Below are 15654 nucleotides of genomic sequence, written 5' to 3'. Positions count from 1 at the left end.
AGTTCTCATTTTTCAGTTTTCAATAATATACAGATGAACTAATTTATGTTTAATTTTAAATAATAACTTATGAAGCACTTTTTAAATGAGTTAATCTCGGCTGGTAATAGAAGGAAGAATTTCTTCTTATTATTAGTTGTTTTAGTGTCTTCCGCAATGCTTCAGGCACAAAACATAGCTGTGTCAGGTATAGTGAAAGATGTTACAGGTGAACCTTTGCCTGGAGTAAACATTATGGAGAAAGGAACTACCAACGGAACGATTACTGATGTCGATGGTAAGTTTACACTTTCTGTTAAGGGAACTAATGCAGTTCTGACAGTTTCTTTTGTGGGCTATGCACCGCAGGAGATCAGCGTAAAGGGAAAACGAAACCTGGATGTTACACTGAAGGAAGATACAGAGTTGCTTGACGAAGTTGTGGTAGTGGGATATGCCACTCAGAAGAAAGCTACAGTGGCTGCAGCGGTAAGTTCGGTGAACAATAAAGATTTGACCCGTTCTACATCAACATCGGCTGCCAATGCTTTGGTAGGTAAAGTATCAGGTATTACGGCACGTCAGAAGTCTGGTCAACCGGGAACTTCGACTAACCTTGAGATTCGTAACATGGGTACTCCTCTCTATGTTATCGACGGTATCATGAAAGATGAGACAGCATTCAATGCCTTGGATATTCACGATATTGAGAATGTATCTATTCTGAAGGATGGTGCTGCTGCTATTTATGGTGTGAAGGCTGCCAACGGTGTGGTTTTGATTACTACAAAAACCGGTAAAAAAGGACAGAAGCCTCAGATAAATCTGAATGCTCACATGGGATGGCAAGGATGGACAAAGTATCCTGAACTGCTGAATGCTTACCAATGGAAATGGGGTAACTACATGAAGCAAGCCAATGATGGAAACCTGACTGGAGCTGATAATATTGCTAATGCTAAGGCTGATTTGGAGAAATGGCGGACAGGATATTATAATCCGGCTACAGGTGAAGATTATCGTGGATATGATTGGAAGGATAATTTTGTAAGCAATGCTGCTCCTCAGTATTATGTAAATGCTAATATCAGCGGTGGCACAGAGAAGACAGATTATTACATTTCGGTAGGACATATTGATCAGGATGCCGTGTTCAAAGAATACAACTATAACCGTACGAACTTACAGGCTAACTTTAATATGCAGTTGACCGATAAATTCAAGGTAGGTTTTCAGACATTGGGTAAAATAGAGCAAAATGTCAATCCAGCACTTCCTGGTGGAGACGATTACTTCCAGATGCGTAATTCTATCTTTAATTTGATTCCGACTATGCGCCCGTATGCTAACGATAATCCGGATTATCTGAATTATATTACCCCGACTCATGACGGTGCTCGTAATATGGCTGCTTATACTATTGACAATGCTGGTAAGCACCAGAAAGACTTCCGTACTATTCAGCTTAGTGCAAATTTGGAATATAAGACACCGCTTCCAGGATTAACAGCTAAAGGTTTGCTGTCTTATTATTACGAAACTCTTCATCAGACAGATAATGAGAAGAGTTGGAATGAATATAGGTATGACCCTGCCACACAGGAGTACAAAGTAGCATCTACAAAAACTGATACTTATCGTGGAGATGTAAGAAATCATAAAGTTGAAATGATGGGGCAGTTTACCTTGAATTACGATCATATTTTTGCCAAGGATCATCATGTGACAGCCGTCGCAGGTTTTGAATTCTTTAAAGAAGACCGGAAATATTTGACTGTGGCTCAGAGTCCAGTAGAAAATCCGTTTGTAGAAAATATTACAACGAATGCTAATAATACTGTAAGTAATTCAGTACGTACCATTACTACAGCCAGTTTCATTTTCCGTGCAGGCTATTCTTATAAAGAAAAGTATATCATTGATTTTGCCGGTCGTTATGATGCTTCCTGGCGTTTCTTACCGGGTAATCAATGGGGCTTCTTCCCGTCAGTTTCCGGTGCATGGCGTCTGTCTGAAGAAGAATTTTACAAAGACTCTAAGGTGGCTGATTGGATTTCCAGCATTAAGTTGAGAGCTTCTTATGGTGAAATGGGCGATGACATGGCTAGAAACTTTAATAGCAGTTATCCGGACTTTGCTTACTTGCCTGGTTATGCATTTAACAATGGAGGAGCTATCATAAGCAATAATCCTTTGGGGAATGCTCCAGATGCTTATACTACAGGCACTGCTTACAAAGGAATTCCTCAAACTGGACTTTCTTGGATGAAGATTTCTATGATGAATGTCGGTTTCGATATGGGTTTCCTGAACGATCGCTTGAAACTGGAAGTGGACTTTTTTAAGAGAAAAAGAAGTGGTATCCCTGCTACCCCAACTGACATTATCTACCCTTATGAGGCAGGTTATAGTGTACAAAAACAGAATTTGAACTCCGATCAGGTTAGTGGTATTGATGGTATGGTGAGATGGAATGATCGCGTTAATGACTTCAATTATTTTGTAGGTGTTAACCTGACTTTAGCTCGTCAGAAGACAATAAATAACTATGGTGAAGTTTTCTTGAACGGATGGGATCAATATCGTTGGGCACAGACTAACCGTTGGTCTAATGTGAAAAATGGTGCCGTATGGATGTGGGAAACTATCGGTGTGTTCCAGACTCAGGAAGAAATTGATAACTATCCGGTGAACATTGATGGTGCTAACAACGTGAACTTACGTCCGGGTGACTTGATTTTCAAGGATGTTAATGGTGATGGCTTGATTGATGACTATGATAAGCGTCCTTTGGGTTATGCAGCTACTGATTATGATTGGGATAGCGGTAATGCTAACAAGAACCCCTTACTTTCAATGGGTATTAACTTGGGCTTCGAATATAAGGGCATTGACTTTGCAGCCGATTTTGCCGGTGGTTTCATGAACACATTTATTGGCGACTGGCATGTGAAGTATGGTATTGGCACTGACCAGATGGGATATGTATACAATGTGATAGATTCTTGGCAACACGAAGATATCTTCGATACAAAATCTCCTTGGAAACGTGGTAAGTTCCCTGCTGTTCGCAGTAACAATCCTTCTATCAGAGACTGGAATGATTTTTATGCAAAGGAAATCAACTATTTACGTCTGCGTAACTTAGTGGTAGGTTATACATTGCCGATTAAGTGGACAAAGAAGGCTTTGATACAAAAGCTTAGAGTTTACTTTGAAGGTTCTAACCTGCTTTGCTGGGATAGCTTGAATGACTTTGGTTTCGACCCTGAAATCTCTTCTGTTACCGGATTCGACTATCCGCAACACAAAGTGTACACAGTTGGAGTAAACGTAACCTTTTAATTGAATGTAACATGAAAAAAAATAGATTATCAATAGCGTTATTATTAGGCTTATTGCTTTTCTCTTCTTGTGATAGTTGGTTGGAACAAGAGGACAAGATGGCTTTTACGGAAAATCAGGCCTATACATCAGAAACTGGCCTTAACAGTATTGCGGCCAATTTTTATGGTCGTATGAAGTACTGGCAAGATTTTGGTACCGATGGAGATTCTTATGATCTTACTCGTTGGGATGAAGCGTCCAATAATAGTCAGTACTGGAACTTTGCAGGAAATGTAGGAACTGATTACAGAAACTTTTATGATTATGCCTTTATCCGTGAATTAAATCTTCATATCCGTAATTTGAATACGGTATCTGCCGGTTCAATTGCCGTTGATAAGTTGAAGTATTTTCAAGCAGAAGCGCGTTATTTTAGAGCCTATACTTATTTTAAGATGGTTGTTCAATACGGTGGCGTGCCTTTGGTTACTGAAGTAACAGAATATATGGAGGATCCGACGCCATTGGCTGTGCCCAGAAATAAGGAATCTGAAATTTATGACTTTATTATCAGTGAAATGGATGCCATAAAAGAAGATTTTGGAACTGCCCGTGTTAAGACTCGTGCTACCAAAGGTGCAGCTATGGCCCTGAAGTGCCGTGCAGCTCTGTATGCCGGAACTTTAGCATACAACTATGATAAAAGTGCTACCAAAACTTTGAATTTGTCAAGTGGTGCTACGGGTATTGAAAGAAGTAAGGCAGAAGGTTATTTGAAAGCTTGCCTGGATGCTTGTGCCGAACTGGAAGCTATGGGTTATCAACTTTATCAAAAACAAGCTGATTTAGCAACTAACTATGCAGAAGCATTTATTGCTAAACCGGAAGATAATCCAGAATTGATTTTCTGTAAGGCTTATGATGGAGTGAATGTGAAGAATAACTTTACTACCCGTGCCCTTACGCGCAAATTGGTACGTGCTTCGAATAATAAAGCAGGTTGTCAGGTTAATCCTGTCTTGAATCTTGTGAATGATTATGAAATGCTAAACACACATGAAGTGAAAGAGATGGACGCTTATGTAGGTGATGAAGTGATCGAAGATATGAATGTGTATACATCTACTTGCAAATATAATCTGTACGATAAACCGGAAGATATTTTTGCAGGACGTGATCCTCGTTTGGCTGGTACGGTACTGTATCCGGGAAGTTCATTCAGAGGTACTTCTGTTGATCTTCAGGCAGGTCTGGCTCTTCCTACTGCTGATGGCTATGAATTTAAAGCAGCACAGACCATCATATCCGATGAATGAAGGTAACCCGAACATTGAAAAGAATCCTAATCATTAATTTATCAACTAAAGCTTAAAAACAATGAAAATAAAATCTATAATTGCAGCAACATTTGTCATATTGGGATTTACTATGACATCCTGCGAATATGATAATTACGATGCCCCGTCTTATGTTTTCAGCGGTCAGTTGAAATGTGACGGAGAAAATTTTCCTTTTGACTCAAATAGAGGACTGTTAAGAGTTTTTCAAAAAGGCTATGGTAAAGTCGACGGTGGTGGTACGGGTATACGTACCAACGATGAAGGACATTACCAACAACTCTTCTTTGATGCAGAGTATAAAATGACATTAGTAAACAAGGCTCTACCTTTTGAACTCCCTGATTTTGAATCATTAGGTGCAGGTAAGGGCTATGACTCTATTACCTATCATTTTAACTCGAACGTTACACAAGACTTTGAAGTGCGTCCGTACTACAAGTTGAAGAACTTGAATGCTGAACTGAAAAACGGTAATATCGTTGCTACTTTCAATATTGAAAAGATGACCAACACGGTGAAAGCTGCTCCGAAGATTGTAAAAACTCGTATCTGGTTAAGCACAAGTTCTTTGGTTAACAGTGGTATTAAGTGTACACGTAGCAGTGATGTAGAATACATCGATGATACGACATTGCAGGTGTATATCCCGTTGTCTGAGTATCGTAAGAAGGAAAATTTCATCGACAACTATCGTACTTATGCTTTCTATCGTGTAGCTATTGAGTTAGAGGGAATGAACGAATATTTCCTCTTCTCAACAATTAAGAAGATCGAAAACCTGCCGGTAGAGTAAACACTATGTTTTGATATAAAGGCTCTGCCGGCATAAACCGGCAGAGTCTTTTCAAGTTAAATTTATTGTATTCCTGATAATATCTGAAACATGAAATATCTATTTATACTCATCAGTTTCCTTTCGTTCATCCAGTTTTCCCTGGCAGCAGAAAAAGCATATACATTGCAAAGTGGTGATGCCAGCCTGTCTGTAGTCAAAGATGGAAAACGCCTGAGCCTGCAAACTGGTAACGCCCATTATTTGAGTTTAAATGCTCCTTATGTAGTTACATTGGAAGTGAATGCAGAAACGCTGAACGGTTACTATTCTTCTGTAAAGGAAGAAAAAGGGTCGTTGGCTTGCATCGCAAAGTTAAAGTCATCTCATGGAACCGTATTTCATGTAAAAGATGTGTTTGCCCCCGATACAGAGAATCATTTCCGCATGGATAGGGAGGTAACGATTGAAAAGATTGGAAAAGGAGACGACTACTTCAACTCTTATTTCGGATTGACTCTGCAACGTAAAACGCAGATTGAAGATTTTGAATTCTTTGTTCCGGGTATCTGGTACAGGAACAACCTGAGCCTTAGACGTGGTTCTCTTGCCAGTGACTACACTGATAATTACTTTTATTTCCGCGAAGACCGTTTACCTTTGCCATTGGTATCTGCCCGTGAGAAGGCTTCCGGATTAGCTATTGACATGGTACACCTGAATGCTGATCCTGAAACTTTCTATGGTGAAAATGGAGTAAACCGTATAGTGGATGAACGTATGCAATTCGGTAGCCTGGGTTTCACAGAAACCGATTCACACTCTATTCTTTTTGTCTTCCCGGGAATTGAGGGCGAAACCACCTATGTAGGGCGCCTCCCCGAACAGAAAAGAAAAGGCTTTGCCTATCGCAGTCATCCTGTGAAAGCTGGAGTGAAACATACATATAGCCTGATTTTCGGTTTTAACCAGACAAAAGATTTCCCCGAACTGGTGGAAACAGTATGGAAACAGGCGTGGAATAAATATACCCCTGTCGTACATAAAGTAGATGTGAAAGATGCTTATGAAGCCAGCATTGAGGTGCTTGATGCTTACCTGCTGAACCTGAATGGTGCACCGGGCTGGCCTTTCTCTATCTATCTGCCTAATGGAATAGCCCGTGCTTATAACTATCAGATGGGCTTTATCGGTTTCCAGATTTCAAATGCCTATTTCCTTTTGCGGAAAGGGTTGGAAATTGACAATCAGGAATATGTACGCAAAGCATCGGAAGTTGTTGACTTCTGGGTGAATAACTCACAACAGGAAAGTGGCCTTGTAAGTCCTTGGGCAGATGCCTATGTAGATCGGAAAGCAACCTGGCGTGATTATGAAGCTTATATGCGTGTTGCTGCCGGTGGTATGGAAGGCATGATGGGTGCATGGAATATCATGAAAAAGCATGGAATTAATAAACCCGAATGGCTCTCCTATTGCAAAAAGTACGCTGATTGGCTGGTACGGAATCAGGAAAAGGACGGTAGCTTTTATCTCCGTTATGACTGGAGAACCGGAAAGCCGACTCATGACAGTAAATATACAACTACTAATATCATCCGCTTCCTGATTGAACTCTACTCGGTTACCCAGGACAAACGCTATTTGGATACAGCCTTGAAAGCAGGTGAATTTAGTTATGACTTTATCCACCATGATTACCTTTATGTAGGTGGAGTTATTGACAATCCCAATGTAAAAGACCGTGAGTCCGGACAAATGGCTATTTATGCTTTCCTGGCACTTTATGACGTTACAAGTGATGCCAAGTGGAAGGAAGCCGCCATACAGGCTGCCCGCTATACGGAAACCTTTATGTTTGCTTATCACGTACCGATGGCCATTAACGATACATTGACTGATTTCCCAAAGGATGTAAGTATTGTAGGGCAAACCCTGATTGCTACCGGACACTCTGCAATAGACAACGGACTGGCTTTCTCTTCCTTTCAGTACTATCGCTTATACCTCATGACGAGAGATACGCATTTCCTGGAAATGGCAAAGCTGATTCAAAACAATACTCTTTCCATTATGGATCTGAATGGAGACATGAGATACCGTTACAGAGGTTTGCTTACGGAATGCTTCAACCCGCAATCCAATCGTGGACATAGTGTACGCCAGCAGCTTCCGTGGAATCAGGCTTCCATACTCGAACCTATGCACCGCTTTATGGATGCTTTCGGCGAGTGGGATATTGATGTCATAGAACAGTGGCCGATGGAAAAACGGCAAGAGATGATAGAGCGTTATGCGCGTACACAAGGTTTGGAAAAAGAATAAAAAAGGAACAGGCTATGAAATATTATATCGTAACAATGCTATTGTGGGTTGGTGTCGTTCAGGTTTTTGCACAACAACCCCGTCTGAAACAAGTAGATGAATATTTGGCTGCTACTGGGCAAACTGTTGAACTGAAGGGTGCTCCCGAGAAGCAGTACGGGTTATTGAGTACCCTCTACAATAACCAGAAGAATTTGATGCTAAACTTGCCCGATCTGGAAGATTACGGTGCACGTGAGGTCATCCCTTTCGGCTTTCGACTAAGTACTGTTTCGGAGATAGAATTGGCTGGTCAAAATGAGAATATGGCAGAAAGTACTGTACGACCTTTTTATAGTAAAAGTATCTTTTCAGGAGTTTCTTATCAGTTCTGTGACAGCGTGATTTACGGTATCACTTTGTTTTATGATATCCAAGATAATGCTAAGCGTGCAGCAATAGAAAAGAACTTGGACAGACATTTTAAAAAAGCAGATTATGGACAGGGAGGTGCTGTGGTTTATTCCGATCTGGATTATGCTGTAAGACTACTGCCCGGCAAAGTGGAGTTCTATTCTTTATTCCATTTTCCGGTAGTTGAAACTTTCTATCCGGGGGTATCACACAAAGTGTGGTATGGACCTTATAACTATGAGGCGAATGGTGCATCGGTGATGCTCGCCTTCTATAATCAGGAAAGTAAAGAGAATAATATTCAGTCGGCCTTTAAAGTCAGCTATAAATATCCTGCCGGAAAGCCTTTCAAGATGAATCTTATCCGGTTTATTCTGGACGACATTACGTATGAACTTCCTTTGGAGATAGAATATTCCGACGTAACAGATGGTGGTAAAACAGTGGAAGAACGTGATACGCGCACCTTCGTGTTTCCTGAAGTACTGAAAGCGATAGACCGTTCGAAGACGGTTAAAGTGGAATTGGTAGGTGAAGGTGGACGTTTGCTTTATGAGATGCCTGCTTTTCAGCGTGCATCCGTTCATACTGCATATGAATATTTCCGTTGGAATGTGACCAATCCGATGGATAAATACAGAGCTTGGTAAAACAAATAAAGGTTTATGGAACGAGGACTATTAATATGCTTTTTGTCTTTTTTCTGTTGCATGTGTCATGCTCAGGCCGGGCATGTATTGACTGCTGACAGTAAAAGGAAGGCAGGAGTTGAATATGGCGAACATATTTATACGCGGTTTGCCGACTCTAAGCTGTTCCCTGGTACCATAAGAGATGTAGATGTATATGTTCCGGCTCAATACGATGGTCGGTCTCCTGCATGTGTTTGTGTCTTTCAGGATGGTTTGTTCTACAGGGCTGATACGGTAGTTTCCAATCTGATAGAAAGTAAGGAGATTCCTGTAATGATATTGGTTGCCGCTTCACCCGGATGGGTTGTTGGTGATTTTGATTCCGATAGTCCACGTTCCAACCGGACTTATGAGTATGATACTCCTTCACCACGTTTCGGACAGTTCCTGTTAGAAGAGCTTTTGCCTTTTGTTGAGTCTCTGAAGACTGAAACAGGGAAGAGCATCATCCTGTCGCAGAGTAGAAACGACCGGATGATAACAGGTTGCAGTTCTGGGGCTGCCTGTGCTTTTAATGTAGCTTGGAATACCGGTTCGTTTTCCCGTGTATATAGTTCTTGCGGTTCGTTTACAGGATTGAGGGGTTCTTATGCAAATGCTACACTGGTACAGAAGTACGAGCCTAAGCCTATCCGGTTTTATTTTCAAAGTGGAACACACGACATGTGGACATCCTTTGGTGACTGGTGGAGTGCAAATCAGGAGATGGTACGGGCAATGGACTTTGCTGGTTATGATTTCTCTTATAAGTTTATTGAGAACGCAGAGCATTGCGATGATAATGTAACATTGATATTTCCAGATGCCATGCGTTTTCTTTGGAAAGGATATCCGCAGAATGAACCGGCTCCCCGAAGAAAGACACGTAATTTCATGTTGAATCAGATTCTGGTGGAAGACAGAAACTTTGAGTTGGTATATACTGACATTGAAGCGAATTCTTTATTAGTCTCCGATCATAGCGGAAACGTTTTACTTGCATCAAGTGATGCGACAATCCTGCTTAAGGGGAATACATTACGGTCTGTTTCGGATAAGAAAATCATTGCTGTGGGTAAAGCGCATGAAATGTTGGTATATATTCCCCGTAAAGGCTTTGAGGTAACTGATAGTTGTGGGCGTATAAAGAAAAGCATAAAGAGTAAAATGCATGTCTCTCATGCTGTTCCTTTAAGAGATGGCGGATATTATGTTGTGGGAAAACAACATGAAGGAGATCATTTTTCTACTATATGGTATTTGTCTGCCGGATATGAATTGCTGGAAAAAGAAAATAACCTGAAAAGTATCTGCACACTGGCATTGAGTGGAAATAATAATTGGCTGTATGCTTTTGGATATGATACCCGGCGTGGCTACAGTTATAAAGTGGACCGGAATGATAAAAGTCTGCTTTATGGTCAGGAATTCTTCTACATTCATTTGCCGGATCAGTGTGATGGAGCGGAAGTGACATCAGCCGTCTGTGATGATTATGGAAGAACCTATTTGGCTACGGCCTCGGGCATTCAGGTATGTGATTATAATGGAAGGAGCGAAGCTATCCTGCCTTTACCGGGAAATGCAAAACCTGTCTCTATAGCTTGGGGCGAAGAAGCAATGAATGTACTTTATATACTCTGCGATAACGGGAATATTTATAAACGGGAATTGAATACCAAAGGGACTTCCCTGAATGCTCCTATGCCGATAATCAGAGTAGGTGCAGGTTGATATAATTTTAGATAATATGTTTAACTCTAATCAATATAAAATGAAGATCAAGAACTGTTTAGCAATAGTGCTGGGAACTGCGGCACTGTTTACTGTAACCTCGTGCGGAAACACTAAAGTGAAAAAGGACGGATTGGCAGAGGTTGATTCTCTGGCAACTACGTATGTGAACCCTTTGTTCCAGAAAGGTCCTGATCCCTGGGCTCTGTTCCATGAAGGTACTTACTACTATATGCATACCGTGCAAGATAGTCTGGTACTCTGGAAGACTACAGACGTTACCGATGTGAAGAATGCTCCCCGGAAGACTGTCTGGATTCCTACCGAACTTTCTAATAAATATCATCTTTGGGCACCTGAAATCCATAATATCGATGGCAAATGGTATATCTATTATGCCGCCGATGATGGCAATACGGACAATCACCAGATGTATGTGTTGGAGAATGTAAACAGAGATCCTTTTGATGGAGAGTTTGTAATGAAAGGCCGTATCAGTACGGACAAGGATAACAACTGGGCTATCGACGGTTCTGTATTCCAGAATAAAGGTGAATTGTATATGGTATGGTCCGGTTGGCAAACCCGCCGTGTGGATACCGAAACTCAGTGTATCTATATTGCCCGTATGGAGAACCCCTGGACACTGGGCTCCGAGAGAGTTCTGATTTCCAAACCGGAATTGGAGTGGGAAAGACATCATAAGAACGAGAACGGCTGGAATCCTTCTTACGATATTTTTGTAAATGAAGGTCCTCAACCCCTGCTGAGTCCTAAAGGTAAGTATGTTCATATAGCTTATTCCGCCAGTGGTGTATGGACTCCGTATTATGCTCTGGGTATGCTGACGGCAAGCACTGACAGCGATATGTTGGATCCGAAGTCATGGTCCAAATCCCAGCAACCTGTATTCAAACAGTCACCTGAGAACGGCGTATACGGTACAGGACACAATAGCTTCTTCCCCTCTCCCGATGGTACGGAATGGTATATCCTGTATCATGCACGCGATACACAGGTAGATCCTGAAGGTGCTGGAGATACCCGTTCACCACGTGCCCAGAAGTTTGTATGGCTCGAGAACGACTATCCCGATTTCGGAACTCCGCTTCCTACAACGGCCCGTCTGAATAAACCGTCGGGAATAGTAACAACCTCTGCAAAGTAACATCCATCCGATAAAAAGAAACCCTGATGATGAGAAACCGATTATTCTTTTGTTTCATACTCCTGATAAGCGTATCGTTTTTTGCGAAAGCCCAGGATAAGAAAGAAATCCGGAAAGCTGTGAAGCAGCATAACCGGGCAGTCTATCTGAAAGACGGGTGGATACGAGATCCATATATCTACTTGTGTGAGGATGGTTTCTATTATCTGACTGGTACCACACCTACGTATGGAGATACCCGTGAAGCCGGAGATCCCTATAATCTGGGACTGGACCATGTTTCCCGGAAGATGGGCTTGAAACCAAGTATAGTCGGTTATCAGATTCGCGTATGGCGTAGCCCGGATCTTGCTGAATGGGAATATCTGGGCGAACCCTTTTCGTTGGAAAAGGGATATTGGGCCCAGCAATTCCCGGATGCTTTCCAGAATAAATCTAAGAAAAACTGGTTGCTTTGGGCTCCCGAAATGTACCGGGTAGATGGCAAATGGGTATTTGTACATACCTCACCCGAACCTGTAGGCAATGGTGCCAATCTTATTATTGCCGATCATGCGGATAAGAATGATTCTTTCGCTTTCCCTATGGGAGATGATATGAGAGACAAGCACGATCCTTCTCTTTTTCGTGATGATGATGGCACTTGGTATCTGACGTGGAGCAATACCGAGATTGCCCCTCTGAAACCTGATTTTCAGGGATTGGCAGCAAAACCTGTACATATTGATCCTTCCGACCACAGCATCGGGCACGAAGGTGCAACTATACGGAAGATAGGAAAAAAGTATGTACTTTTCGGTACGGCATGGTCTACGGATGATTCCCGTAAGGGGTCTTATAATCTGTATTATTGCACAGCCGACCGGATAACCGGTCCTTACAGTGAACGTCGTTTTGCCGGCCGTTTCCTGGGACATGGAACTCCGTTCCAGGATAAGAAGGGCCAATGGTGGTGCACGGCATTCTTTAACGGGAATATCGCACCTGTATCCAAATTGGGCATTCAGAATCGCGATTTAAGTGAGACTGCTCAGACCATTAATGAGCAGGGAACCACGATTGTTCCTCTGGAAGTAAAGACAGGGAAAGACGGGGATGTTTATATCCGCGCTATTGACCCTGCATATGCTGTGCCCGGACCGGATGAAGCACAGAGGTTTCAGCCGTAACCCTTTGGTTCTTATGCCTTATTCCGCTGATGCAAAAGATGGTATGTTTTGTTGTAAAAGATGCCATCTTTTGCATGAAGTCTTAGGGAGATGTTGAAAGGAATAAGGGAAAGAGTTATTGGGGAGTAATGTAGAGGTTTTGGGGTATTATATGTTTGGTATTGCAAGTGATAATTTATATTTTAGACGCCTGAATCTTACAATAACAGGCTTATGAGTTATCATTTACAGGAAAAAGACTGCAGATTATCATAAAATAATTTCAAAATATAGGCTTTATGAGAAAGAGTATTATTGCTTTGACCCCATTAATGATTGCTCCCCTTTGTTGGGCGCAAGAGAAGCCAAATGTCGTTATCTTTCTGGTAGACGACATGGGCTATTCCGACATCGGTTGTTATGGGGGTGAGATTATGACCCCGAATCTCGATAAGTTGGCATCTACAGGGGTTCGCTTTACCCAGTTCTATAATACATCCCGTTCTTGTCCGGCGCGTGCCAGTCTGATGACCGGACTTTATCAGCACCAGGCAGGTATCGGTCAGATGTCCGAGGATCCGGGAACGTTTAAGAAAGAAACGCAACGGGATATCAATGATTGGGGCTCCGAAGGCTATCAGGGTTATCTGAATCGTAATTGTGTCACCATTGCCGAAGTGCTGAAAGAAAACGGCTATCATACCTATATGGCAGGTAAGTGGCACTTGGGTATGCATGGGCAAGAGAAATGGCCTTTGCAAAGAGGTTTCGAACGCTTCTACGGTATTCTGGCAGGTGCTGCCAGTTACTTACGTCCGGAAGGTGGACGTGGTCTGACGCTGGATAATGAACATTTGCCTGCACCTGAATCTCCTTACTATACCACGGATGCTTTCACCGATCATGCCCTTCAGTTTGTTGGTGAACAGAAGGATGACAAACCATTCTTCCTGTATCTGGCTTTCAATGCTCCGCATTGGCCCTTGCAGGCAAAAGAGGAAGACATTCAGAAGTTTACCAAACTTTACCGTTCCAAGGGTTGGGATAAGATACGCCAGGAGCGTTACAACCGGATGCAGAAGATGGGTATTATCGATAAGAATGTTGGTTTCGCCGAATGGGAAAACCGTTCCTGGGATGAACTGACAGAGAAAGAAAAGGATGAATCCGCCTATCGCATGGCTGTGTATGCAGCACAGGTACACTGTGTGGACTACAACGTAGGTAAGGTGATCGATTATCTGAAGAAAACCAAACAACTGGATAATACCTTAATCCTGTTCCTTGCAGACAATGGTGCTTGTGCCGAACCTTATCTGGAATTGGGAGGCGGCAAGCAGGAAGATATTAATAATCCTGCCTGCAATAATATGCCGTCCTATGGCAGAGCCTGGGCGCAAACTTCGAACACTCCGTTCCGGAAATACAAATGTCGTTCCTACGAAGGTGGTATATCCACTCCTCTTATTTTCTCCTGGAACAAGAAACTAGGCAACCGGCATGGCAATTTGTGCACTATTCCGGGTTATTTGCCGGATATTATGCCTACTGTTCTGGAAGCGACAGGCGCTGCATATCCTGAAACCTATCATGGTGGAAATAAAATTCATCCTTTGGTAGGTACCAGTCTGTTCCCCGCCATTACGGAGAAAGTGCCCTCCCTGCATGAATATATGTATTGGGAGCATCAGGGCAATCGTGCCATCCGTTACGGTAACTGGAAAGCAATACGTGATGAAGCAGGTACGGAATGGGAACTTTACGACATTGTGAAAGACCGTACGGAGAAAAATAATCTTGCTTCCCAGCATCCCGATGTACTGAAGAAGTTGCGGAATGAATGGGAATACTGGGCGATAAAGTACAATGTGCTGCCTAAACATCAGGACTCTCCGATGTTGTTTGCCGATACTACCCGTACAGGCAGGCCTTTCTCGAAAGATCCGCATGTGATTCCATTCCACGGAAAGTACCTGATGTATTATTCTGTACCTCCTAAGGGAAATTCGGGTTGGGGAATAGGTATAGCAGAGAGTACGGACCTGACACAATGGAAGCCTATCGGTTCTTTGTCTCCGGCTGCCGACTATGAGGCTAAGGGCTTGTGTGCACCGGGTGCACTGGTACGTAACGATACGATCCATCTATTCTATCAAACGTATGGTAATGACAAGAAAGATGCGATCTGTCATGCATGGTCGGTGGATGGCGTGAACTTCACACGTAATGCTACCAATCCTATTTTTGCCCCTAAAGCGGGTGACTGGAATTGTGGACGGGCCATTGATGCGGAAGTCATATTTGCAAAAGGAAAGTATTTTCTTTATTATGCTACCCGTACACCCGACTATGTGAAACAGATTGTAGGTGTGGCTACTGCTCCTGCAGGTACAAATTTCAATCGGGAAACATGGACGGAGGCCTGTGACCGTGCCATCTTGGTTCCCGAATGGCCGTGGGAAGAAACTTGTATAGAGGCTCCTTCAGTAGTAGAGATGAATGGTACGCTATATATGTTCTATGCAGGGGCTTATAATAATCGTCCGCAGCAGATAGGACTGGCAACCAGTACAGATGGTATCCACTGGAGGAAAGTTTCGAATAAACCTTTCCTGGCGAATGGAGATCCGGGGGCCTGGAACTATTGCGAATCGGGTCATCCGCATATCTTCAAAGATAAAGATGGGCAGACCTACCTCTTCTATCAGGGCAATGAGGATTTCGGCAGAACCTGGTTCCTTTCACAACGAAAGATTATCTGGAGGGATGGTTTCCCTCAACTGAAATAACTATCTTT

9 protein-coding genes and 1 pseudogene are annotated in these 15654 nt (G+C 42.6%); all 10 read left to right on the top strand.

Annotated features, from left to right (window positions below; all coding sequences use genetic code 11):
• The first annotated feature begins 69 nt into the window (after positions 1–69).
• The 10 genes and pseudogenes from BUC01_RS00785 to BUC01_RS25705 all read left to right on the top strand — a co-directional run bounded on the left by BUC01_RS00785 (position 70) and on the right by BUC01_RS25705 (position 15646).
• On the top strand, positions 70–3324 hold the full coding sequence (locus BUC01_RS00785) for a SusC/RagA family TonB-linked outer membrane protein (protein ID WP_007660848.1): 3255 nt from the start codon (positions 70–72) through the stop codon (positions 3322–3324).
• Between the two features lie 11 nt (positions 3325–3335).
• On the top strand, positions 3336–4622 hold the full coding sequence (locus BUC01_RS00780) for a RagB/SusD family nutrient uptake outer membrane protein (RefSeq protein ID WP_243462214.1): 1287 nt from the start codon (positions 3336–3338) through the stop codon (positions 4620–4622).
• Between the two features lie 61 nt (positions 4623–4683).
• Positions 4684–5439 carry a DUF3823 domain-containing protein gene (locus tag BUC01_RS00775; protein ID WP_007660846.1) on the top strand — a complete coding sequence of 252 codons (756 nt, stop codon included), beginning with the start codon at positions 4684–4686 and terminating at the stop codon, positions 5437–5439.
• Positions 5440–5529: 90 nt separating this feature from the next.
• Positions 5530–7743, top strand: coding sequence for a glycoside hydrolase family 76 protein (locus tag BUC01_RS00770; RefSeq protein WP_073312433.1), 2214 nt, complete (start codon positions 5530–5532; stop codon positions 7741–7743).
• Between the two features lie 14 nt (positions 7744–7757).
• Positions 7758–8786 carry a hypothetical protein gene (locus BUC01_RS00765; RefSeq protein WP_073312431.1) on the top strand — a complete coding sequence of 343 codons (1029 nt, stop codon included), beginning with the start codon at positions 7758–7760 and terminating at the stop codon, positions 8784–8786.
• Between the two features lie 15 nt (positions 8787–8801).
• Positions 8802–10541, top strand: a complete 1740-nt coding sequence (locus tag BUC01_RS00760; protein WP_073312429.1) for an alpha/beta hydrolase-fold protein — start codon at positions 8802–8804, stop codon at positions 10539–10541.
• Between the two features lie 40 nt (positions 10542–10581).
• Positions 10582–11709, top strand: coding sequence for a glycoside hydrolase family 43 protein (locus BUC01_RS00755; RefSeq protein WP_025830530.1), 1128 nt, complete (start codon positions 10582–10584; stop codon positions 11707–11709).
• Between the two features lie 26 nt (positions 11710–11735).
• Positions 11736–12878, top strand: coding sequence for a family 43 glycosylhydrolase (locus BUC01_RS00750; RefSeq protein ID WP_083595416.1), 1143 nt, complete (start codon positions 11736–11738; stop codon positions 12876–12878).
• A gap of 311 nt (positions 12879–13189) precedes the next feature.
• Positions 13190–14740: pseudogene (locus BUC01_RS25710) on the top strand (arylsulfatase); the annotation flags it as partial.
• Positions 14714–15646 carry a family 43 glycosylhydrolase gene (locus tag BUC01_RS25705; RefSeq protein WP_044532670.1) on the top strand — a complete coding sequence of 311 codons (933 nt, stop codon included), beginning with the start codon at positions 14714–14716 and terminating at the stop codon, positions 15644–15646. The pseudogene BUC01_RS25710 and the gene BUC01_RS25705, both read left to right, overlap by 27 nt.
• Positions 15647–15654: the final 8 nt, after the last annotated feature.

It is taken from the genome of Bacteroides stercorirosoris (assembly GCF_900142015.1).
GTDB classification, from domain to species: Bacteria; Bacteroidota; Bacteroidia; order Bacteroidales; family Bacteroidaceae; genus Bacteroides; species Bacteroides stercorirosoris.
This window is presented reverse-complemented; position numbering and strand designations above follow the sequence as displayed.